Origin of the sequence: Nocardioides sp. CER19 (genome assembly GCF_029846275.1) — a bacterium.
Lineage (GTDB): Bacteria > Actinomycetota > Actinomycetes > Propionibacteriales > Nocardioidaceae > Nocardioides.
This window is the reverse complement of the sequence record NZ_JARVWS010000001.1, coordinates 421627-443466: the sequence shown is the minus strand read 5'-3', so window position 1 is coordinate 443466 and position 21840 is coordinate 421627. Positions and strand designations below refer to the sequence as shown.

Below are 21840 nucleotides of genomic sequence, written 5' to 3'. Positions count from 1 at the left end.
ACCGGGCGGCGCGCGCCGGGCCGTCTTCGCGCAGACCCGTCCGAACGGTCAGCCCTGCTGGAGCAGGTAACGGCCGAAGTGCGGCACGGTGAACGCGATCCGCCCCCGTTCGCCGGAGTAGATGAGCCCCTTCTTGAGCAGCGCGTCACGGGCCGGCGAGAGCGACTGCGGCTTCTTGCCGAGGACCGCGGCGACGTCGGAGGTCGCCACGGAGCCGACCGCGTCCGCGTCGGCGCCGAGCTCGATCGCCGCGTCCGCCATCGCCCGCAGGTAGTCCCGCTCTGCGGGGGTCGCCCGCTCGTAGCGGGAGCCGAAGAAGCCGACCGCGAGCTCGCGCTCCGCCTCGGGAGCGGCGACCTCGACGTCGTCGGGGGTGATGGGGGTGCGCGGCGCGAGGTCCCAGACCGCCTTGCCGTAGGCCTGGATGAAGTACGGGTAGCCGCCGGTCGCGGCATACATCGCCTCGAGCGCGGCCCCGACGAACTCCGCCTCCTCCTCGGCCGCCGGCGCCTGGAGCGCGCGGTCGGCCGCCTCGCGGGTCAGCCGGTCGATGCGCTGGTAGGAGAACAGCCGCTCGGAGTAGGACTTGCTGGCGCTCAGGACGGCGGGGAGGTGCGGCAGACCTGCGCCGACCACGATGAGCGGGAGGCCGGACTGGCTGATCTCGTGGCACGAGGCGCACAGTGCCGAGACGTCGTCGGGCCCGAGGTCCTGCATCTCGTCGATGAAGACGCCGACGCCCTTGCCGACGTCGGCCGCGAGCCCGCCGACGTCGCTGAGCAGCTCGACGAGGTCGATCTCGATGTCGCCCGAGTCCGCACGACCGCGTACGACGGGCACCTCGATGCCCGGCGACCACTGGTCGCGCAGCTTGGCGTTGGGCCCGGCGTCGCGCTGCGCGAACCCGCGGATGACCCCGAGCGCGTGGTCGACCTGGTCCTCCGCGGGGTGACCCAGCTCGCGGACCGCCTGGTGCAGGGCGCTGGCGAGCGGCCGCCGCAGCGACTGGTCGGGCCGGGCCTCGAGCTTGCCGGTCCCCCAGCCCTTGCGGACCGCCGCGCTGCGCAACGCGTTGAGCAGCACGGTCTTGCCGACCCCGCGCAGCCCGGTGAGCACGAGGCTGCGCTCGGGCCGGCCGCGCGCGACCCGCTCCAGCACCACGTCGAACGCGCGCAGCTGGTCGTCGCGGCCGGCGAGCTCCGGCGGCCGCTGGCCGGCGCCGGGCGCGTACGGGTTGCGGATCGGGTCCATGATCGGACCGTATCGACGTTTCTAGACCGCGCCCTAGATTTCGCTAGCGAGTCGCATCGACGCGAGTCGCTCGGCCCCTATCTGGCTCTCTAGCGCTGTTCTTAGATTCCTTTAGCCGACCCGATCGAACGGCAGGTCCCTACACTGTCCGCGTGCCGGAGCTGCCCGAGGTGGAGGCGCTGGCCCTCGATCTGAAGGGCCGGCTGCGCGACCGCGCCATCACGAAGATCCACCTGGTCCAGTTCAGCGCACTCAAGACCTACGACCCGCCGCTGAGCGCGCTCGAGGGCACGCTGGTGGACGACGTACGCCGACACGGCAAGTTCCTCGACCTCGAGGCCTCGGGCGTCCACCTGGTGCTGCACCTGGCCCGGGCCGGCTGGGTCCGGTGGCGCGACGAGGTCCCCGCCGTTCCCCCGCGCCCGAGCACGAAGTCGACGCTGGCCGCGCGTGTGGTGCTCGACGACCCCTCGACAGGATCAGGGGAGGCCGGCCTCGACATCACCGAGGCCGGCACGAAGAAGTCGCTCGCGCTCTACGTCGTCAACGACCCGCAGGACGTGCCCGGCATCGCCACGCTCGGGCCCGACCCGCTCACGGACGACTTCACGAAGGAGCGGCTGCGCGAGATCCTCGCGGCCCAGGGCAAGAAGCAGATCAAGGGCGTGCTGCGCCACCAGGGCACCATCGCCGGGATCGGCAACGCCTACTCCGACGAGATCCTGCACACGGCGCGGATGTCGCCGTTCAAGCCCGCCGACCTGACCGACGACGAGCTCGCCGTGCTCTACGACGCGATCCGCACGACGCTCACCGACGCCGTCGAGCGCAGCCGCGGCCTGGCGGCCAGCGAGCTCAAGGGTGAGAAGAAGTCCCACCTGGCCGTCCACGGCCGCACCGGACTCCCCTGCCCTGTCTGCGGCGACACGGTCCGCGAGGTCAGCTTCGCCGACTCGAGCCTGCAGTACTGCCCCACCTGCCAGACCGGCGGCAAGCCGCTCGCCGACCGCCGGATGTCCAAGCTCCTCAAGTAAAAATTCGGCCGATCGTCCGATGGATCCGAGCGGCGTGACGTGTTGGAATGAGCGGGTGAGCATCCCGACCGTCTCGCTCGACCAGGTCCCCGACCCGCTCCCCGAGGGGCTCAGCGTCCTCGACGTCCGCGAGGACATCGAGTGGGTCCACGGCCATATCGAGGGTGCTGTCCACATCCCGCTCAGCGAGCTGCCCGCGCGCATCGACGAGCTGCCCGAGGGCCAGACGCTCATCGTCTGCAAGATCGGCGGGCGCTCCGCGCAGGCCACGATGTACCTCGCCGGCAAGGGCTACGACGTCGCCAACCTCGAGGGCGGGATGATCGACTGGTCGGCAGCTGGGCGCCCGATGGTCAGCGAGACCGGTCAGGCGCCGCAGGTCGTCTGACCATCGATCGTGGGAGCGTGAGGCGCGGTGGGTGCGCCTGGAGCTCCCCGTTGGCCGCCGGATGAGGCATGCCGGATGAGCACGTCGGCGTGCCGGCTGAGCGTTGTCCCACCGGCCACACCGGTCACGCCGCCCAGGCAAGGACGGAACTCCCGGGGTGGCATGGCGCCCAGGGAGTTCCGGAGTCCCCGGTTGACCGGGGACTCCGCTGCCCCCTCGCTACGCGAACGCACCCGGCAGCGGCAACGCGAGCGTCTCGTGCAGCCGGGCGAGGTAGTCGCTGCGCTCGATCTCGACGACGCCGAGCGAGGCCAGGTGAGGGGTGGACCACTGGACGTCGAGCAGCCGGCGGTCGGCGTGCTCGTCGCGCAGGAGCGAGACGAGGCCGAGGAGGGCGACCTTGGAGGCGTCGGTCTCCCGGTGGAACATCGACTCACCGGCGAACAGGCCGCCGACGGCGACACCGTAGAGCCCACCGGCCAGCCGCCCGTCGCGCCAGGCCTCGACCGAGTGGGCCCAGCCGAGCCGGTGCAGGTCGCCGTACGCCGTCCGGATCCGCTCGTCGATCCAGCCCTGCGGCCGGGACGGGTCGGCGCAGGCGGTGACCACCTCGTCGAAGGCGGTGTCGACCCGGACCTCGAAGTCGCGCGCCGAGCGCCGCAGGGACTTCGAGACCTTGAGGCCGTCGAGCGGCAGGACGCCGCGCCGGACCGGGCAGAACCACAGCAGCGGGTCCTGACGGCGGTCGCCGGGCATGGGGAAGAGCCCACGCCGGTACGCCGCCAGCAGCGTGCCGGGCTCGAGGTCGGCGCCGAGTCCGACCAGGTCGTCGTAGCGGTCGTCGTCGGGGTCGGCGAAGAGCCACGGTGACGGCGGCGGCTCGATGGGCACGAGTCTGAAGTTACCGACAGGTCCCTAGGATCGAACGCATGAGCAAGGCGACGAAGAAGGTCGCGGCGGCGGTCGGGACCACGCTGGCGCCCAAGCTGGTCGAGCTGGCGCCGGGCATCTCGTCCGGCGTCGTGCAGACGGCGCTCCACCGCGCGATCATCGGGGTCGGGCCGCTGCCCGGCGCGGCGCACGCCGCTGAGAAGCAGCTCGAGGAGCAGCGCGGAGACCGCACGAAGGCCGTCCGCGAGGTGATCGAGAACCACGTCGCCTATGCATCGGTCAACGGCTTCGCGACCAACATCGGCGGACTGATCACCGCCGCCGTCACGATGCCCGCGAACGTAGCCGGGCTGGCGCTCATCGAATGCCGCATGGTGGCGGGCATCGCGCACCTGCGCGGCTATGACCTCGACGACCCGCGGGTCCGCGACGCGATCCTGGTGACCCTCCTCGGCGAGGACAAGGTCAACCGGCAGGTCAAGCGCAAGAAGCTCCCCGCGCCCCCGATGGCGATCGCCACGGCGCCGGTGCACGACCCCGACCTCGACCGCGTCGTCGCCGCCGAGGTCACCTCGGAGCTGATCACCCGCGTCGCCGGCAAGCGGGTCGCGGGCACGGTTGCCCGCAAGGTGCCGATCGTCGGCGGCGTCGTGGGCGCCACCGTCGACGGCTGGGAGACCTTCCGCGTCGGGCGCTACGCCTCGCGGGAGCTCCTGCCGCGAGCGCGCCGGTAGGTCGCCAGCGCCTTCTGGCCGGCGGCACTGCCGTTGAGGGTGTCGAACGCCTTCTCACGGACCCGCCGGCGCAGCGGGATGCTGCGCTGGACCTCGAGCTCGGCGCGCGCGTGGTGCAGCTCCTCGCGGAGCTCCTCCTCCTCGACGATCATCCGCGACCCCTCGTGGATCAGCGCCATGATCGACTCGACCGCGGCCGCGAGCAGCTCGCGTGGGTCGGCGTGGTCGGGGTCGACGTACTCGACCCGCGGGGGCGTCGGACGCAGGTCGGCCAGGTCGCCGGTGACGGCGTAGCCGGCCGCGCTGAGGCGGCCGATCCAGTTCTCGGCGAGCTCCTCGGCCCACGGCTGGTAGTCCGGCGGGAGGGTGACCCGCGACGACCCGGTGCGGGTGGTCCGCTCGGCCAGCTGGCGATGGGCGAGCACCTCGCGGACGAGGTAGCGGTACTTGATGTCGGGCAGGGTCCGGTCGACCCGCTCGTTGACCAACCGGATGAGCGCGGTCTCGGCGACGCCGAGCCCGGCGTTGGTGCGGTTGCTCTCGTAGGCGAGCGGGATCTCGTCGATCTCGAACGCCTCCTCGAGCCGGCCGAGCAGCACGTCGGGCGCCGCGCCGGGCGGCGGCGCGGTGACCAGGCGGACCCGCTCGGGCGGGAGGTCGCCGGTCCAGCGCTCCAGGATCTCGGGCAGCCGCTGGACGCGCCAGAAGAGGTCGGCGCTGCGACCCTCGTCGGCCCGGATGATCCGGAGGAACTCGGCGTAGGTCTCGGTGTTGTAGTGCTTGACCGTCTCCTGCCACTCCGCGGGGATCTGCCGCCCCAGGTCGCGGACGGTGACGACGATGTGGACCTCCGCGTCGCCGAAGCTGGCGACCGCACGGGCGGCCTGCTCGGCGGTGGCGCCGGCGAGGATCTCGTTGCTGATGATGACGGTGCCGTCGAGGGAGCGGGTCCGGGCCGCGAGGGCGTCCCACTCGCCGACGACCTCGTCCTCGAGCCCGCCCCACTCGCGGCGGGTGAGATCCAGGGCCGCGCGGAAGTGGGCGTCGAAGTGGTCGGCCGGGTAGTGCACGTCGTGCTTCTCCAGCACGTCGCGGTTGCGGAACAGGATGTCCTGCAGATAGGTCGTCGCGGTCTTCGGGGTCCCGATGTGGAGCAACACGCGGCCAGCCATGGCGTCATCGTAGAGGGCTCTAGGATCGGTGCCCGTGGCAACCGTCGGCATCGTGGTCAGGACCAAGGACCGCCCTCACTTCCTCGCCCGTGCGCTGGGCAGCATCACCGCGCAGACCTACGACGACTGGGAGGCGTTCGTCGTCAACGACGGCGGCGACCCCGTCGCCGTCGCGGGCGTGGTCGGCGACCTGCCGGCCGAGCACCGGGCCCGGGTGACCGTCCTGGACCACCCGCACTCGCTGGGCCGCTGGCCGAGCGCGAACGCCGGCGTGCGGGCCGCGACCGAGTCGGGGGCGGCGTACCTGGTCCTCCACGACGACGACGACAGCTGGGCGCCGACGTTCCTCGAGCGCGCGGCCGGCTACCTCGACCAGCACCCGCTCGCGCCCGGCGTCGTCTCCCGCATCGAGATCATCTGGGAGGAGGGCTCGGCGGCCGCCGGCTACCGCGAGACCGGCCGCGAGATGTTCCAGGGTCATCTCCACGACCCGCTGCTCGGCGACACGCTGCTCTTCAACCGGTTCGTGCCGATCGGGTTCCTCTACCGCCACGAGCTCCACGACGAGATCGGCCCCTACGACGAAGCCCTCTCGGTCGTCGGTGACTGGGCGTTCAACCTCAAGATCCTGGCCAAGTGGTCGCTGGACTACCTCGGCGACGAGCCGCTCGCCTTCTGGCACCAGCGCCCCGCCGCGACCGGCGTCGACGGCAACAGCGTGATCTCGTCCGGCAACGACCACGAGAAGTACGACGCCCTCGTCCGTGACGCCGCGCTGCGGTCCTACGTCGGGGAGCACGGGCTCGGCCTCGTGCTCTACCTGACGAAGTTCATCGACCGTCGCTTCGTGGAGGTCGAGGAGGGCCTGCGGCGCGACATCTACTCCGGCGAGTCCGGTGTGGTGGCCTACCGCCGGCTGCGGGAGAGCGCCCTGCGCCGGCTCCCGTGGCGCCGACGCTGAGGGGCGCGCCCGGGACCGGTCAGGCGGCCGCGCTGGCCGGCTCGGCGCGGTAGCGCGCCGGGCGGCCGTCGACGCCGAGGGCCCGCCAGGCCCACCGGGTCGACCAGCCCCGCAGGCCGATGCCGTCGAAGAGCATCCGGACGTCGGCGAACAGGTCGCGTCGGAACTTCGCCGCCTCCGCGTTGTCCCCCCACACGTCCCGCACGACGTCCTCGGGGATGCCCATGGCGGCCCGGTCCGTCTTCGACGGGACCATGATCGCGTCGGCGCCGAGCCGCATCACCAGCGGCGCGAGGACGCCGAGCACCCATCGCCGGACCAGCGGCAGCTCGGCGGCGTGCTCCTCGAGGAACGCGTGCGCGAAGCCGATGTGGCGCGCCTCCTCGGCGATGTGGACCTGCATGATCCGGTCGAGCAGCGGGTGGTGGCCGCCGGCGCGGAGGATGTCCTTCTGCACGTGGTCGATCGGCTCCTCGCCGGCGAGGACGATCGCGAAGAACAGCGCGGGGAAGCGCTCGCCGAGGCGGCCGATCCGCGGGATCCCCTTCACCAGCCAGCCGGGCGCGCCGCGCACCTCGGGGCAGACCCGGTTGGTGAACTCCTGGAACATCTGGATGTGGTGGGTCTCCTCGGTGAGCTCGTGCATGAAGTAGCGGAACTCCGGGTTGCCGTTGCGCAACCCCGCCAGGAACTGCGTGCCGCCGACCAGCAGCAGCTGCTCGAACTGCGAGCCCGTCTTCACGATGGCCGCCATCCGGTGGCGACCGACCTCGATCCGGCGCTCCCGTGGGAGCGAGCGATACCACGGGTGCCGGCCGAGCGGGTCGGCGTCGGGCAGGATCCAGCGCTCGTCGTCCAGGTCGACGGCGAGCTCGGGACTGTCCCACGCGATGTCCTTGAACGCCTCGAAGTGGGTCTCGACCGACGCCTCGGACAGGGTGCGCAGCGTGTCCTCGTAGGACTGCTTGCCCTGCGGGCGGTAGCCGACCACACGCTTCGCGAGCTGGACGGGAACCATGGTTCCTCCTGGGTCTCTCGACAATCGTGGTGACCCAGGTTACTGCGACAGGTGTCGCAGAAACTAGTGCCGCGGTCGGCGGGCGAGTCGACGCGCGGCGCGCGCCGCGCGTCGGGTCAGCCGAGCCTCGGGGTCCGGCCGGTGCGCTGCCTCGAGGATGACGCCCACCAGGGCGTCGAGCGCGGCGTCCCGCACGGCCTGCGGCCCCGGCCGGTCCGGGTCCACGCGGTCGTCGTCGACGACGGCCGGCCCCGGCACGAGGTCGTTGAGGTCCCCGACGACGTCGATCCCCGACGCGCCGACCCAGTCGACCCACTCCTTCGCGACCGACGTCGCCCACTCGTGGGCGTCGGGGGGCAGCGCGATCCGGGTGCTGTCACGCTCGGCGAGCGTGTCGTAGACGATCGCGTTGAGGACCAGGCTGCGGTAGTCCGACCGCTCGAGCCCGGCCGCCTTCAGCCGCTTGTTGAGGCGCCGGAGCATCGTGGCCTCGGCCGCGCCCAACGACGAGTTGGCCCGATCGGTCTGGCGCGGGGCCCAGGACGGGTCGGCCCCGATGAGCCGGCTGAACGGCTGCCAGACATCGCCGCCGGAACGCGGCAGCACGACGAGGTGGACCCGCTCCGGCGGGACCACGCTGCCCCAGTTGCTGAGCACGCGCGGCAGGTGCTGGGCCCGCCAGAACCACTGCTTCGACGTGCGCGGGTCGCCGGCCATGGTCTCGCGGAGGAAGCGGGCGAAGGACTTCGTGCCATACATCTTCACGCCCTCCTGCCAGTCGGCGGTGAGCTGCCGGGCGATGTCGCGAGCGGTGAGGACGACGTGCAGCTCGGCGTCGCCGAGGTCCTCGGCCGCCTTCCGGATCCGGGAGGGCCTGGCGACGGCGAGGATCTCGTGGCTCAGCACCACGGTGCCGTGGGCGAGCTTGGTCCGGCGTACGAGCGCGTCCCACTCGCCGTGCGACTTGTCGCGGAACTCGGGCCAACGGATGCCGGTCAGGTCGACGGCAGCGAGGAACATGTCCTCGCGGTAGCCGGTCGGGTACTTGATGCCGTGGCGGGCCAGGCTTGCTCGGTTGAGGAACAGCCTGTCCTGCAGGTAGGTGGTGCCGGTCTTGGGCGCCCCGACATGTAGAAAGACCTTCGCAGCCATGCCCAGAGTCTGCCCGGGTTGACCCAGCGTGAGGCTGAGGGGTCGGTCACGCTCCCGCGAGGGCGCGTACGACGGCGCTGGGGCTCGGCCGACCGAGCCGGCCGGCCATCCAGACGCTGGCGGCGACCACCTGGTCGAGGTCGACGCCGTGCTCGATCCCGAGCCCGGTGAGGAACCAGACCAGGTCCTCGGTCGCGAGGTTGCCCGTCGCGCTCTTGGCGTAGGGGCAGCCACCCAGCCCGCCGGCGCTGGCGTCGTAGGTGGTCACCCCGGCGCGCAGGCCGGCGTAGGCGTTGGCCAGTGCCTGGCCGTAGGTGTCGTGGAAGTGCAGGGCGAGCCGGTCGGTGCCGACGCCGGCTGCGGTGAACGCCTCGACCAGCGCCGTGACGTGGCCGGCCGTCCCGACCCCGATGGTGTCGCCCAGGCTCAGCTGGCTGGCGCCGAGGTCGAGCAGGCGGCGGCCGACGGTGACGACCTGGTCGACCGGCACCTGGCCCTCCCAGGGGTCGCCGAAGCACATGCTGACGTAGGCGCGGACGTCGAGGCCGGCGTCGCGGGCGCGGCGCACGACCGGCTCGAACATCGCGAACTGCTCGTCGAGCGTGCGGTTGAGGTTCTTGCTGGCGAACGTCTCGGTCGCGCTGCCGAAGATGGCGACGTGCTCCAGCCCCAGCTCGAGGGCCCGGTCGAGGCCGCGCTCGTTGGGGACGAGCACGGGGAGCCCGCGCCCGGTCTCGCCGAGGCGCGTCATCAGGTCGGCCGCGTCGGCCAGCTGCGGCACCCACGTCGGGTGGACGAAGCTGGTCGCCTCGACGGTGGGCAGTCCCGCAGCCAGGAGGCGGGTGACGAACTCGGCCTTGACCTCCGTGTCGACGATCCCCTGCTCGTTCTGCAGGCCGTCGCGCGGGCCGACCTCGTAGATCGTCACCCGCTCCGGGAGCCCCGGCTCGGGGACGCGCATCGGCAGAGACCGGCCCGAGCTCGTCGAGGGGTCACTCATGCGCGGTCACCTCGAACAGCAGCGCTCCGAGCGCGACCTGGGCGCCGACCGCGGCGGCGACGCGGGTCACCGTGCCGGCGTACGGCGCCCTGAGCGCGAGCTCCATCTTCATCGCCTCCACGACGCCGAGTACCTGGCCTTCCTCGACAGCCTCGCCCTCCCCGACGCGGACGTCCAGCACGGTGCCGGGCATCGGGCTGGCGACGGTGCCGTCGGTGACGGTCTCGTGGGCGGCCGCCGGGTCCGGACGGGTGAACACGAAGCGCTGGCCGCGGTGCGCGATCTCCACGCCGTGGACGCTGACCCGGGCGGTCGGCGGCTGCGTGGGCGGCTCGCCGGTCAGGACGACGGGCTCGTCCAGCTCGATGACGACCGGAGCGGCCGGCCCGGCGATCCGGAACCCGTCAGCGGCGAACGGTCCGGAGTCGGCGTACGACGGGTCGGCGAGCCGCTGCGCCCAGGCGGCGAGCATCCGCGCCTCACCCGGATCCGGTCGGGCCGGCTCGTGGCGGTCGAGCCAGGCGGTGTCGACGGTCGCGTCGCGGAACTCGTCGCTCGCGACGAGCTGCCGGAGGAAGCCCGTGTTGGTGGTGATGCCGAGGATCGCGGTGTCGTCGAGCGCACGGACCAGTGCGCGGCGCGCCGTCTCGCGGTCGGCGGCACCGACGACCACCTTGCCGAGCATCGGGTCGTACGACGTGCTGACGACCTGCCCGCTCTCGAGGGCGTGGTCCACACGTGCGCCCGCGGGCCACCTGACGAGCGATGCTGTGCCGGCCTGGGGCAGGAAGCCGGCGTAGGGGTCCTCCGCGTAGACGCGGACCTCGATCGCGTGGCCGGTGAACGTGACGTCCTCCTGGGCGAGGCCGAGCGGCTCGCCGACGGCGACGCGCAGCTGCAGCGCGACGAGGTCGAGGCCGGTCACCTCCTCGGTCACGGGGTGCTCGACCTGGAGCCGGGTGTTCATCTCGAGGAAGTAGGCGGCGCCGGTCGCCTCGTCGAGCAGGAACTCGACGGTGCCGGCGTTGGTGTAGCCGACCTGCCGGGCGAGGGCGACGGCGCTGTCCTGCACGAGGTCGCGCTGGTCGTCCGTGAGCGTCGGCGCCGGCGCCTCCTCGACGACCTTCTGGTGCCGCCGCTGGGCGCTGCAGTCGCGGGTGCCGAGGTGCAGGACGTTGCCGTGGCTGTCGCCGAACACCTGGACCTCGATGTGCCGGCCACGCTCGACGTACTTCTCGATGAGCAGCGTGTCGTCACCGAAGGCGCTCGCCGCCTCCCGCGCGGCTGCCGCCTTCGCCTCCTCGAGCTCGGCGGCGGCGCGCACGACGCGCATCCCCTTGCCGCCCCCGCCCGCGGCCGCCTTCACCAGGACCGGGAAGCCGGCGTCCTCGCCCCGCGGCACCACGGGTACGCCGGCCGCGACCGCGATCTCGCGCGCGTGGTCCTTGCGGGCCATCGCCTCCATCGCCTCCGGCGGCGGACCGACCCAGACCAGGCCGGCGTCGATCACCGCGCGGGCGAAGCCGGCGTTCTCGGAGAGGAAGCCGTAGCCCGGGTGGACGGCGGTCGCGCCGGCCGCGCGGGCCTGGGCGATCTGAGCGTCGCCGTCGAGGTAGTCGCCGGTGCTCACCACGGCCGGCATGCCCAGCCGCTCGCAGGTGCGGGCGATGCGGGCGGCGATCTCGCCACGGTTGGCGATGAAGACCCCGCCGCTGATGAGGCCACGTTCGCTGATCGAGCCGCCGTCGCCGACCGAGCCGCCTTCGCCGACCGAGCCGCCTTCGCCGACCGAGCCGCCGTCGCCGACCGAGCCGCCTTCGCTGATCGAGCCTGTCGAGATCATCGCCGTCACATCCTGAAGATGCCGTAGTTGGGCGCCGGAACGGGTGCGTTGGCGGCGGCCGCGAGGCCCATGCCGAGCACGCGCCGGGTGTCGACGGGGTCGATCAGGCCGTCGTCCCAGAGCCGGGCGGTGGCGTAGTAGGCGTTGCCCTGGGTCTCGTACTGCTCCCGGATCGGCGCCTTGAACTCGTCGTCCTCGGGGCGGCCGGCGACGGTCGCGAGGACCGACGCCGCCTGCTCGCCGCCCATCACCGAGATCCGGGCGTTGGGCCACATCCAGAGGAACCGCGGGTCGTAGGCCCGACCGCACATGCCGTAGTTGCCGGCGCCGAAGCTGCCGCCGATCACGACCGTGAACTTCGGGACCACGCTGCAGGCGACCGCGGTGACCAGCTTGGCGCCGTCCTTGGCGATGCCGCCGTTCTCGTACTCGCGCCCGACCATGAAGCCGCTGATGTTCTGCAGGAACACCAGCGGGATCCCGCGCTGGTTGCACAGCTCGATGAAGTGCGCGCCCTTGAGGGCCGACTCGCTGAACAGGATGCCGTTGTTGGCGACGATCCCGACCGGGTAGCCGTAGATGTGCGCGAAGCCGCACACCAGGGTCTCGCCGTAGAGCTGCTTGAACTCCTGCAGCCGGGAGCCGTCGACGATGCGCCGGATCACCTCGCGGACGTCGTACGGCGTCCGACTGTCGGTCGGCACGACGTCGTAGAGCCCCTGCGGGTCCTCGAGCGGCTCCTCGGGCACGGTGCCGGCGCTGGGCGAGGTGCGAGCGGAGCGAGCCTCGAGACCAAGCCCTGAAGGCAGTGTGTCGACGATCCCCCGCACGATCCGCAGCGCGTCGGCGTCGTCGGTGGCGAGGTGGTCGACCACGCCGGACTTCGTCGCGTGGACCAGCCCGCCGCCGAGGTCCTCGGCACTGACGACCTCGCCGGTGGCCGCCTTCACCAGCGGCGGGCCGCCGAGGAAGATCGTGCCCTGGTCCTTGACGATCACCGTCTCGTCCGACATGGCCGGGACGTACGCGCCACCTGCGGTGCAGCTGCCCATGACCGAGGCGATCTGCGGGATGCCGCGAGCGGACAGGTTGGCCTGGTTGAAGAAGATCCGGCCGAAGTGCTCGCGGTCGGGGAACACCTCGTCCTGCATCGGCAGGAAGGCGCCACCGCTGTCGACCAGATAGACGCACGGCAGCCGGTTGTCGGCCGCGACCTGCTGCGCGCGCAGGTGCTTCTTGACGGTGATCGGGTAGTAGGTACCGCCCTTGACCGTCGCGTCGTTCGCGACGACCACGCCCTCGCGGCCCGCGATGCGGCCGATGCCCGTGATGATCCCGGCGCTCGGGACGCTGGTGCCATACATCCCGTACGCCGCCAACGGGCTCAGCTCGAGGAACGGGCTGCCCGGGTCGAGCAGTCGGTCCACGCGTTCGCGCGGCAGCAGCTTGCCACGGTCGGTGTGCTTCTTCCGGGCACTCTCGGAGCCGCCCAGGCGGACGGTCGCGAGGCGCTCCCGGAGCTCGTCGGAGAGCTCGCGCAGGGTGGTCACGGTTCGTAGGTTAACGATCGTTAACCAGCATCGGCAAGGTTAGCGGCGGCTAACCTGCTTCCGTGACCGAGACGCAGACCCGCCGCCAGCAGCTGCTGGACACCGCCGCCGATCTCTTCGCGGCCCGCGGCTTCCACGGCGTCTCGGTGGCCGACCTGGGCGCGGCGTGCGGGATCAGCGGTCCCGCGCTCTACAAGCACTTCCCGTCCAAGGAGGCGCTGCTCGCGGAGATGCTCGTCGCCATCAGCGAGCGGCTGCTCGAGGAGGGGCAGGTCCGGGTGGCGGCGGCACCGTCGCCGGGCGCGGCGCTCGCGTCGCTCGTCGACTGGCACGTCGACTTCGCGCTGCGGCACCGGGCGCTGATCGTCGTCCAGGACCGCGACTGGTCCTCCCTGCCGGCCGAGTCGCGCGAGCAGGTCCGCGGGCTGCAGCGGTCGTACGTCGACCTGTGGGCCGCCCAGCTCCGCCTGCTCGACCCCGGGCTCGACCTCGCTGCCGCCCGGGCGATGGCACACGCGGCGTTCGGGCTGATCAACTCCACGCCGCACAGCGGGCTGCTGCCGGACGAGGAGATGCGGGCAGTCCTCACGGCCATGGCTCTCAGGGCGCTGTCCTCCCGGCGTACCTGACCGTCCGAACCGTTCTCCGGCGTGTCGCGCTTCGAACTGTCAGGGGCGAGCGGGGCGCAGCGTGACGAGGTCGCGCAGCTCGGCGTCGGAGAGCTCGGTGAGCGCCGCCTCGCCGCGACCGAGGACCGCCTCGGCGAGCGACCGCTTCCGGTCGAGCAGGAGGGCGATCCGCTCCTCGAGCGTGCCGCGCATGACGAGCCGGTGCACCTGCACGGGCTTGGTCTGGCCGATCCGGTAGGCACGGTCGGTGGCCTGGTCCTCGACGGCCGGGTTCCACCACCGGTCGACGTGGGCGACATGGTCGGCCCGCGTGAGGTTGAGGCCGGTACCGCCGGCCTTGAGGGACAGCAGGAACACCGGCACGTCGCCCGCCTGGAACGACGCGACCATCCGCTCGCGCTCGCGCACCGGGGTCCCGCCGTGCAGGAAGTGGTGCTGGATGCCGGCCGTCGCCCAGTGCGCCTCGAGGAGCCGTGCCATGGCGACGTACTGGGTGAACACGAGCACCGCCCCGCCCTCGCTCGTCGCGGTCTCGATCACCTCGTCGAGCAGCTCGATCTTCTGGGAGCGTCCGGCGATCCGGCCCTGGGACTGCTTGAGAAACTGCGCCGGGTGGTTGCAGATCTGCTTGAGCCCGGTGAGCATCATGAGGATCAGCCCGCGCCGCGCCGGGTCGTCGCCGGGCAGTCGCTCGATCCGCTCCATGGTGTCGCGGACGTAGGACTCGTAGAGGACCGTCTGCTCCTTGGTGAGCGAGAGCAGGTGGTCGGTCTCCGTCTTGGCCGGGAGCTCGGGAGCGATGCCGGGGTCGGTCTTGCGCCGGCGCAGCAGGAACGGCGCGATCAGGTCGGCGAACTGCTTCGTCGTCACCTGGATGCCCGCCTCGATCGGCGCCGCCCACGCCTTGCGGAACGCCTTGCGGCTGCCGAGCAGCCCCGGCACCACCCAGTCGAGGATCGCCCAGAGCTCGGAGAGGTCGTTCTCGACCGGCGTACCGGTGAGCGCCACCCGGGCGCGGCTCGGGATGAGCCGGATGTTCCGCGCGGTCGAGCTCGCGGGGTTCTTGAGGTGCTGGGCCTCGTCGGCGACGACCAGGTCCCAGGGCACCTCCGCGAGCAGGGCGGCGTCGCGGCGCATGGTCCCGTACGTCGTCAGGACGATCGCGCCGGCCGGCTGGTCGAGCTCGTCCAGACCGTCGAGGTCGCGGGCGCTGCCGTGGTGGCGCCGAACCGTGACGCCCGGCGCGAACCGCGCGATCTCGGCCTCCCAGTTGCCCATCAGGCTGGTCGGGCAGACGACGAGCGTCGGTCCACCCCGGCCGGTCGGGCTCGTCGAGGCGCGGTGGAGGTGGAGCGCGATGAGCGTGATCGTCTTGCCCAGGCCCATGTCGTCGGCGAGGCAGCCGCCGAGGCCCAGCTCCGTCAGGTCGGCGAGCCAGGTGAGGCCGCGCCGCTGGTAGTCGCGGAGCGTGGCCTGGAGCCCCGCCGGGACGGGCGCGAGCTCGCCCTGCCCCACGTCGGCGACGCGATCGCGCAGCTTGGCCAGCGTCGCGCCGACGATGACGTCGCTGGTCGCCGACTCGACCTCGGCCACCCCGGTGAGCGCGGCACCGAGGGCCTCGGCCGGCGTGACCTGGCGCAGCAGCCGCTTGCGGGCCTTGCGCGCGATGCCCGGGTCGACGATCGTCCACGAACCGCGCAGCTTGAGGATCGGGGCGGTGGCCTGCGCCAGCTCGTCCATCTCCTCGTCGGTGAGCGGTTCGTCGCCGATCGCCAGCTGCCACTTGAAGCTGAAGAGGTCCTCGACGGCGAACAGGCCGGTGTTGAGCGCCTCCTCGCGGCTGCCGCCGGGTCGGGGCCGCGAGTCGACGACGGGCCGGGCGGTCAGCTCGCGCCCGAGAGCGCGGGGCCACATGACGTCGACGCCGATCTCCTGGAGCGCGGCGACGCCCTCGCCCAGCAGCGACCCGATGTCGTCACCCTCGAGGGCCATCTCGGTCGGGGACGCCTGGAACCGCATCCGCTGGAGCGGCGGCCACGCCCGGCTCGCGTCGCCCAGCCGCCGTGCGACCTGGGAACGGGTCTGCGGGCCGAACCCGTGCTCGCGCGGGTCGTCGCGCCAGAGGACGGCGGCGTCGGCGAGGTGGAGCGGGTTCGCCTCGTCGTGGACCTGCAGCACCACGCGCAGGACGCCCTCGGTGAGGGACTCCTCGTCGGCCTCCACGCGCAGCGAGATGGACACCTCGGCCGGGGCGTCGTCGGGGACGATCACCCGCTGCCGGTCGAGCCGCTCGCGCAGGCGCTCGGCCATCGATCGCTGCGTCGTGGGCGTCGTGGGCGTCGTGGGCGTCGCGGGGGTCACCGCGGCGGCCGCGCGACGGGCCGCGCCCTGCGCCGACCCGGTCGGCATCGCATCCACGACCGCGGCCACCATCGACCAGATCAGCGCCTCGGCGGTCTCGCTGTCGACGCCGTCGTAGGTCCTCGACTCGGCGAGCAGCCGGAGCCGCTGGACGTCGTCACCGACGATGACCGGCGCCCAGCCTGTGGAGGTCTGCTCGAACTTCCCCGCGGCCACGAGTCGCAGTGCGAAGTGAGCGGAGGCGCCGAGCAGGCCCACGGAGGGGTGCGTCGCCTCGCGCGCGAGCGCCTTGGTGAGCACGGGCACCGCGGCGACGATCGGCAGTGAGACCGAGCGACGGTCGTCACGGAAGGTGACCGAGCCGTCCCTGGGCCGGCTGCCGACGGTCAGCACCGCCGGTCCGGTCAAGGGGAGGAAGCTCACCCGCCGGACGCTACCTGCCCCTCCCGACAGCCCGGCTACTCTCGGGTGCATGAGCATCCTCGACTCCTCCATCGGCCGCCTCGACGGCACGCCCACGACCCTGGGCGAGCTCACCGGCGGTCGGCCCGCCCTCCTGGTCAACGTGGCGAGCAGGTGCGGCCTCACGCCGCAGTACGCCGGTTTGGAGCGGCTCGCGGAGAGCTACGACGGCCTGGCGGTCGTCGGCTTCCCGTGCAACCAGTTCCTCGGCCAGGAGCCCGGCACGGCCGAGGAGATCGCCGAGTTCTGCTCGGCGACGTACGGCGTCACGTTCCCGCTCACGGAGAAGATCGAGGTCAACGGCGAGGGTCGGCACGAGATCTACACGACCCTGACGCAGACGGCCGACGAGAAGGGGACCGACGGCGACATCCAGTGGAACTTCGAGAAGTTCCTGGTGTCCGGCGACGGCCAGGTGATCGCGCGGTTCTCGCCGCAGGTCGAGCCCGAGGACGAGCGGGTCGTGGCCGCGATCAAGGCGGCGCTCAACTAGTCGGAGACGTCACCGGCGTCGCGGCGAGCAGCGCCGGCAGGTCGCTCATGTCGTCGAAGACACGGGTGTCCGGCCCCTCGAGCCACTCCCGCGGGGTGAGTCCGCCGCAGTAGCCGAGCGCCTGCATCCCGGCCGCCCGAGCCGCCTGGACGCCGTACCGGCTGTCCTCGACGACGACGCACCGACTCGGGTCGACGCCCATGCGGGCGGCGGCGTGCAGGAACAGGTCGGGCGCCGGCTTGCCGTCGCGCACCTCGGTCGCGCTGAAGATGCGGCCCTCGAAGTGCTCGTAGAGGCCGGTGCGTCCGAGCGTGTGGCGCATCTTCTCGTGGCTGCCGCTGGAGGCGACGCAGGTGGGCACCGTGATCCGGCTCAGTGCCTCGTGGATCCCGGCGACCGCCTCCAGGTCGCTGTCGACGGCGGCGCGATGACGCTCGATGAAGCGCTCGTCCCAGCGCGCTGCCGCCGCGGCGTCGAGGCGCTCGGAGATCACGGCGCGGATCGAGGCGCTGGAGCGGCCGACGAAGTGGTGCATCACCTCATCGGGCGTGATCGCCCAACCGAGCTCGGGCCCGATCTCGACGTTGAGACGCAACGCGATCCGCTCGCTGTCGACCAGAACGCCGTCGCAGTCGAAGATCACCAGTGCCGGCATCGAGGCGCCTTCCGCGGGAGGTGTCACGCGCGCAGATCATGCCAGTGCTCACGGATCGTTCACGAAAACGAATTGGGCAGTGTCGGCGCCGCATCCTAGGGTTTTGCAAGTGACCGCAGATCTGACCCAGGACCCGCCCGCGCAATCGAGCGACAAGCTCGACAAGGGAGTCCTCATCATCGCAGGCGTCGTCGTGCTCGGCGCCATCATGTCCATCCTGGACATCACCGTCGTCTCCGTCGCGCTGCGGACCTTCCAGACCGAGTTCGACGCGACGACCGCCCAGGTCGCGTGGACGATGACCGGCTACACCCTCGCGCTCGCGACCGTCATCCCGCTGACCGGCTGGGCCGCCGACCGGTTCGGGACCAAGCGGCTCTACATGCTGGCCCTCGCCCTGTTCACCGCCGGCTCGGTGCTCTGCGCCACGGCCGGCTCGCTCGAGCTGCTGGTGACCTACCGCGTCCTCCAGGGCCTCGGCGGCGGCATGCTGATGCCGCTGGGCATGACCATCATGACCCGCGCCGCGGGCCCCGACCGCGTCGGCCGCGTGATGGCGGTGCTCGGCATCCCGATGCTGCTCGGCCCGATCTTCGGCCCGATCCTCGGTGGCTGGCTGATCGACGCCGCGTCCTGGCACTGGATCTTCCTCATCAACCTGCCGATCGGCGTCGCGGCGCTCGTCTACGCCTACCTCGCCCTCCCGAAGGACAACGTCTCCCCCTCGGAGAGCTTCGACTTCGTCGGCATGCTGCTGCTGTCCCCGGGCCTCGCCCTGCTTCTCTACGGCATCTCCTCGATCCCGGGCGCCAAGCAGGACCACGGCACGATCTGGACCACCGAGGTCGTCAGCACCACCCTCCTCGGCATCGTGCTCGTCGCGGCCTTCGTCCCGTGGGCGCTGCGGAAGCACAACATCCACCCGCTGGTCGAGCTGCGGCTGTTCGCCGATCGACACATGACCGTCGCCGTCATCACGATGGCGCTGTTCGCGATGGCGTTCTTCGGTGCCTCGCTGCTGTTCACCCTCTACTTCCAGGAGGTGCGCGGCTACTCGCCCGTGAAGTCGGGCTGGGCGATCGCCCCGCAGGGCTTCGGCGCCATGGTCACCATGCCGATCGCCGGCATGCTCGCCGACAAGATGGGCCCCGGCAAGGTCGTCCTCACCGGCCTCGTCCTCGACACCGCCGGCATGGGGATGCTGGCGTTCACCGGCGCCGACACGTCCTACGGGTACTTCCTCATCGCCTTCGTCGTCATGGGCTTCGGCATGGGCGCCACGATGATGCCGGTCTTCTCGGCTGCCCTAGCGACGCTCAGCGACCACAACATCGCGCGCGGCTCGACGCTGATGAACATCACCCAACAGGTGGCGGCGTCCGCCGGTACCGCGCTGTTCTCGGTGCTGCTGACGACGTACTTCAACCGCAGCGACGCGATCACCTCGGTGACGGCGCTCAACCACGAGACCAACGGGTCGAAGGACCCGAACATCCTGGCCGAGGCCGCTTCCAAGCTCGGCCTCGACCCGAGCGGGCTGCCGCACCTGTTCACGACCGCGCTCGACGACATGGGCGACGCGTTCGCGAACGTCTACGGGATCGCGGCGATCCTCGTCGGCTGCTGCATCATCCCCGCGCTCTTCCTGCCCCGCACCAAGGCCGAGAAGCCGGTCGACCCGGCCGCGATGATGTCGCACTGACACCTTCGTCCACCGCGTCCTGCGCCCTGGCTGCTCCGGCAGCCGGGGCGCAGGACGTTTCTGGGGGGGTCGGGCGTACGCCGGGCCGCTCGTGGTCCACCGACGCCGCAGGTGCATCGCTGTCCACAGGCCTCGTCGACCTCGGAGGCGGCGGTCCGCGCCGGGGCGCGATCGTCGTGACATGACCGACTCGCCGAGCACCGTATTGCCGAAGACTCGCGCCGAGCGCGTTGCGGACATCCGTGCGGTGGGCGCCGCGCAAGCGGGCATCGTGACGGTCGAGAAAGGCAACCACCGCGCAGGACCTTGCGCGCCCCCGCCGGGCGTCCGATCAGCCGGAGACGGCCAGCGTGAGCGGGAGGACGGCCTCGGCGCCCGCTTCGCGCAGCGCCTTCGCGGCCAGCGTGAGCGTCCAGCCGGTGCCGACGAGGTCGTCGACGAGGAGCACGCGAGCGCCGGGCGGGAGGTCGGCCTGCAGGGAGAAGCGACGACCCACGGCGGCGACGCGCTGGGCTGAGTTGACCGCACCGCGGTCGGGCTCGACGGTCTCGTCGACGATCGCGTAGGTGCCGACGACGGGCAGGTGCAGGTAGCGGGAGAGCCCGGCGGCGAGGTCGGCGACCAGTGTCGGGCGCCGCGCCGAGTCGACGTGGACGATCGCGTCGATCTGGGGCCGCCACTCGCCGAGCACCTCGATGACCGCCTTGACGAGCGGAACGGGGACCGGCCCGTCGGGCGTCTCGGGTCGGAACAGCTCGCGCAGCGCCTGCCCGTGGCCGAGGTCGGTCAGCCGGGCGACCGCACGGCCCTCCTCCGGCCCGCCGGAGATCTTGCCCTTGAGGGCGATCCCGAGCCGGTCGAGCCCGGTCGGCCACATCTTCTTCGGCTCGATGACGACGCCGGGGCGCTGCAGGCGCTCACCGGCCGTGGCGAGCGACTCCTCCGACACCGAGGTCCCGAGCGTGAGCCCGCCGCAGTTGTCGCAGCGGCCGCAGTCGGCCGCCTCGGGGTCGTCGAGCTGCTCGCGCAGGTAGCGCATCCGGCACTCGGTGGAGTCGAGGTAGGCGAGCATCGCCCGCTGCTCCCGCTCGCGGGCCTCGGCGACCCGGGCGTAGCGCTCGGTGTCGTAGACCCACTCCTCGCCGGTCGCCGTCCACCCACCCTGCACGCGGCGGACGGCGCCGTCGACGTCGAGCACCTTGAGCATGGTCTCGAGGCGGGTGCGGTTGAGCTCGACGTACGTCTCGAGCGCCTGCGTGCTCAGTGGCCGTCCGGCCTCCTGGAGCGAGCCCAGCGTGCGGCGGACCAGCTCCTCGCGCGGGAAGGCGAGCGATGCGAAGTAGGCCCAGATGTCGCGGTCCTCCAGGCCGGGCAACAGCACGACGGACGCCGGCCCCGTGATGCCGCGGCCGGCACGACCGATCTGCTGGTAGTAGGACACGGGCGACGACGGTGCGCCCAGGTTGACCACGAAGCCGAGCGGCGCGTCGAAGCCCATGCCGAGCGCGCTGGTCGCGACCAGCGCCTTGATCCGCCCGGACGCGAGGTCCTCCTCGAGCGCCTGCCGCTCGGCGGTGTCGGTCCGACCGGAGTAGGCCGCCACGTCGTGCCCCCGCGAGCGCAGGTAGTCGGCGACCTCCTGGGTGGCCGCCACCGTCAGGCAGTAGACGATGCCCGACCCCGGCTGCTCCGCCAGGTGGTCGGCGAGCCAGGCGAGCCGCTGCTCCGCCGTCCTGAGGCGTACGACGCCCAGCTGCAGCGTCTCCCGGTCCAGCGATCCCCGGAGGACCAGGACGTCGCGCCCGAGCTGTTCCGCGACGTCGGCCGTCACCCGCGCGTTGGCGGTGGCGGTCGTGGCGAGCACCGGGATGCCGTCGGGCAGGTCACCGAGGAGCGTCCGGATCCGGCGGTAGTCGGGGCGGAAGTCGTGACCCCAGTCGGAGATGCAGTGCGCCTCGTCGACCACGAGAAGCCCGCACTCGGCGGCCAGCCGGGGCAGCACCGCGTCGCGGAAGCCGGGGTTGTTGAGCCGCTCGGGGCTGACCAGCAGTACGTCGACTGAGCCGGCGTGGATCGACTCCTCGATGGCGGTCCAATCCTCGATGTTGGTCGAGTTGATGGTGGCGGCGCGGATGCCGGCGCGCTCGGCGGCGGCGATCTGGTTGCGCATCAGCGCGAGCAGGGGGCTGACGATCACGGTCGGCCCGGAGCCGGCCTCGCGCAGCAGCAGCGTGGCGACGAAGTAGACGGCCGACTTGCCCCAACCGGTCTTCTGGACGACGAGCGCGCGCCGCTTGTCCTCGACCAGGGCCGCGATCGCCGACCACTGGTCCTCCCGGAGCTCGGCGTCGGGACGTCCGACGAGGGCACGCAGGTGCTCCTCGGCGCGGTCGCGGAGGGTGGTGACGGGCATGGCGACCTGTCTACCAGCCGCGCCCGACAGCGCGGCGGCTGCCATCCACAGACGCTCGGCGTCCCTGGAACCCACCGGTCACAGTGGTCACCGCACCCAGGGAAGGACGGAACTCCCGGGGTGTCATGGAG

Annotated in this window: 18 protein-coding genes; 7 read left to right on the top strand and 11 right to left on the bottom strand. The window is 72.1% G+C overall.

The genetic code is table 11. The annotated features are described in order from the left end of the window. Nucleotides 1-48 precede the first annotated feature (48 nt). Nucleotides 49-1251 (bottom strand): ATP-binding protein, encoded by a 1203-nt coding sequence (locus QDS12_RS02195; RefSeq protein ID WP_279876573.1) that lies wholly within the window; start codon nt 1249-1251, stop codon nt 49-51. A gap of 152 nt (nt 1252-1403) precedes the next feature. Here QDS12_RS02195 and QDS12_RS02190 point away from each other — a divergent pair, with 152 nt between their 5' ends. Together QDS12_RS02190 and QDS12_RS02185 are read left to right on the top strand one after the other, a co-directional pair. Further along, complete coding sequence (locus QDS12_RS02190) at nt 1404-2285, top strand: DNA-formamidopyrimidine glycosylase family protein (RefSeq protein ID WP_279876572.1); 882 nt, start codon at nt 1404-1406, stop codon at nt 2283-2285. A 55-nt stretch (nt 2286-2340) separates the two neighbouring features. Next, a complete protein-coding gene (locus QDS12_RS02185) occupies nt 2341-2673 on the top strand; it encodes a rhodanese-like domain-containing protein (protein WP_279876571.1) in 333 nt (110 codons plus the stop codon). Nucleotides 2674-2892: 219 nt separating this feature from the next. Here the strand turns inward: QDS12_RS02185 and aat are convergent, their stop codons facing one another. Next, complete coding sequence (aat, locus tag QDS12_RS02180; protein WP_347882172.1) at nt 2893-3564, bottom strand: leucyl/phenylalanyl-tRNA--protein transferase; 672 nt, start codon at nt 3562-3564, stop codon at nt 2893-2895. Nucleotides 3565-3602: 38 nt separating this feature from the next. Between aat and QDS12_RS02175 the strand changes: the two genes are divergently transcribed. Next, a complete protein-coding gene (locus QDS12_RS02175; RefSeq protein ID WP_279876570.1) occupies nt 3603-4298 on the top strand; it encodes an EcsC family protein in 696 nt (231 codons plus the stop codon). Here QDS12_RS02175 and QDS12_RS02170 read toward each other — a convergent pair. Then, nucleotides 4259-5470 (bottom strand): hypothetical protein, encoded by a 1212-nt coding sequence (locus QDS12_RS02170; protein WP_279876569.1) that lies wholly within the window; start codon nt 5468-5470, stop codon nt 4259-4261. The genes QDS12_RS02175 and QDS12_RS02170 overlap by 40 nt on opposite strands. A gap of 34 nt (nt 5471-5504) precedes the next feature. On the opposite strand from QDS12_RS02170, the gene QDS12_RS02165 reads away from it, so the two are divergent. Beyond that, nucleotides 5505-6431: a glycosyltransferase family 2 protein gene (locus QDS12_RS02165; protein ID WP_279876568.1), complete on the top strand. Its 927-nt coding sequence runs from the start codon at nt 5505-5507 to the stop codon at nt 6429-6431. Nucleotides 6432-6450: 19 nt separating this feature from the next. Here the strand turns inward: QDS12_RS02165 and QDS12_RS02160 are convergent, their stop codons facing one another. The 5 genes from QDS12_RS02160 to QDS12_RS02140 all read right to left on the bottom strand — a co-directional run bounded on the left by QDS12_RS02160 (nt 6451) and on the right by QDS12_RS02140 (nt 13012). Beyond that, nucleotides 6451-7449 carry a diiron oxygenase gene (locus QDS12_RS02160; RefSeq protein WP_279876567.1) on the bottom strand — a complete coding sequence of 333 codons (999 nt, stop codon included), beginning with the start codon at nt 7447-7449 and terminating at the stop codon, nt 6451-6453. A gap of 63 nt (nt 7450-7512) precedes the next feature. Further along, on the bottom strand, nt 7513-8601 hold the full coding sequence (locus QDS12_RS02155) for a hypothetical protein (protein ID WP_279876566.1): 1089 nt from the start codon (nt 8599-8601) through the stop codon (nt 7513-7515). 46 nt (nt 8602-8647) lie between these two features. Continuing rightward, entirely contained in the window at nt 8648-9601 is a 954-nt protein-coding gene (locus tag QDS12_RS02150) for a hydroxymethylglutaryl-CoA lyase (RefSeq protein ID WP_279876565.1), read from the bottom strand. Then, nucleotides 9594-11444, bottom strand: a complete 1851-nt coding sequence (locus QDS12_RS02145; protein ID WP_279878448.1) for a biotin carboxylase N-terminal domain-containing protein — start codon at nt 11442-11444, stop codon at nt 9594-9596. The genes QDS12_RS02150 and QDS12_RS02145 overlap by 8 nt, the downstream gene beginning before the upstream one ends. Before the next feature lie 5 nt (nt 11445-11449). Then, a complete protein-coding gene (locus tag QDS12_RS02140) occupies nt 11450-13012 on the bottom strand; it encodes a carboxyl transferase domain-containing protein (RefSeq protein ID WP_347882178.1) in 1563 nt (520 codons plus the stop codon). A gap of 44 nt (nt 13013-13056) precedes the next feature. On the opposite strand from QDS12_RS02140, the gene QDS12_RS02135 reads away from it, so the two are divergent. Next, nucleotides 13057-13623: a TetR/AcrR family transcriptional regulator gene (locus QDS12_RS02135; RefSeq protein WP_279876563.1), complete on the top strand. Its 567-nt coding sequence runs from the start codon at nt 13057-13059 to the stop codon at nt 13621-13623. Between the two features lie 39 nt (nt 13624-13662). Here the strand turns inward: QDS12_RS02135 and QDS12_RS02130 are convergent, their stop codons facing one another. Next, the gene (locus tag QDS12_RS02130) at nt 13663-16407 is read right to left on the bottom strand and encodes a DEAD/DEAH box helicase (RefSeq protein WP_279876562.1); all 2745 of its coding nucleotides are present in this window, start codon (nt 16405-16407) and stop codon (nt 13663-13665) included. A 49-nt stretch (nt 16408-16456) separates the two neighbouring features. Here QDS12_RS02130 and QDS12_RS02125 point away from each other — a divergent pair, with 49 nt between their 5' ends. Continuing rightward, entirely contained in the window at nt 16457-16939 is a 483-nt protein-coding gene (locus tag QDS12_RS02125) for a glutathione peroxidase (RefSeq protein WP_279876561.1), read from the top strand. Here the strand turns inward: QDS12_RS02125 and QDS12_RS02120 are convergent. Further along, a complete protein-coding gene (locus QDS12_RS02120; protein WP_279876560.1) occupies nt 16932-17594 on the bottom strand; it encodes an HAD family hydrolase in 663 nt (220 codons plus the stop codon). The genes QDS12_RS02125 and QDS12_RS02120 overlap by 8 nt on opposite strands. Before the next feature lie 109 nt (nt 17595-17703). Between QDS12_RS02120 and QDS12_RS02115 the strand changes: the two genes are divergently transcribed. Next, nucleotides 17704-19296 carry a DHA2 family efflux MFS transporter permease subunit gene (locus QDS12_RS02115; RefSeq protein WP_279876559.1) on the top strand — a complete coding sequence of 531 codons (1593 nt, stop codon included), beginning with the start codon at nt 17704-17706 and terminating at the stop codon, nt 19294-19296. 331 nt (nt 19297-19627) lie between these two features. On the opposite strand, the gene QDS12_RS02110 is transcribed toward QDS12_RS02115, so the two are convergent. Next, the gene (locus QDS12_RS02110; RefSeq protein ID WP_279876557.1) at nt 19628-21709 is read right to left on the bottom strand and encodes a DEAD/DEAH box helicase; all 2082 of its coding nucleotides are present in this window, start codon (nt 21707-21709) and stop codon (nt 19628-19630) included. Between the last annotated feature and the right edge of the window lie 131 nt (nt 21710-21840).

Coding starts and splice junctions, on each gene's coding strand:
- QDS12_RS02195 (WP_279876573.1), bottom strand. CDS start 1,251: ATGGACCCGATCCGCAACCCGTACGCGCCCGGCGCCGGCCAGCGGCCG.
- QDS12_RS02175 (WP_279876570.1), top strand. CDS start 3,603: ATGAGCAAGGCGACGAAGAAGGTCGCGGCGGCGGTCGGGACCACGCTG.
- QDS12_RS02170 (WP_279876569.1), bottom strand. CDS start 5,470: ATGGCTGGCCGCGTGTTGCTCCACATCGGGACCCCGAAGACCGCGACG.
- QDS12_RS02160 (WP_279876567.1), bottom strand. CDS start 7,449: ATGGTTCCCGTCCAGCTCGCGAAGCGTGTGGTCGGCTACCGCCCGCAG.
- QDS12_RS02155 (WP_279876566.1), bottom strand. CDS start 8,601: ATGGCTGCGAAGGTCTTTCTACATGTCGGGGCGCCCAAGACCGGCACC.
- QDS12_RS02150 (WP_279876565.1), bottom strand. CDS start 9,601: ATGAGTGACCCCTCGACGAGCTCGGGCCGGTCTCTGCCGATGCGCGTC.
- QDS12_RS02145 (WP_279878448.1), bottom strand. CDS start 11,444: ATGATCTCGACAGGCTCGATCAGCGAAGGCGGCTCGGTCGGCGACGGC.
- QDS12_RS02125 (WP_279876561.1), top strand. CDS start 16,457: ATGAGCATCCTCGACTCCTCCATCGGCCGCCTCGACGGCACGCCCACG.
- QDS12_RS02120 (WP_279876560.1), bottom strand. CDS start 17,594: ATGCCGGCACTGGTGATCTTCGACTGCGACGGCGTTCTGGTCGACAGC.
- QDS12_RS02110 (WP_279876557.1), bottom strand. CDS start 21,709: ATGCCCGTCACCACCCTCCGCGACCGCGCCGAGGAGCACCTGCGTGCC.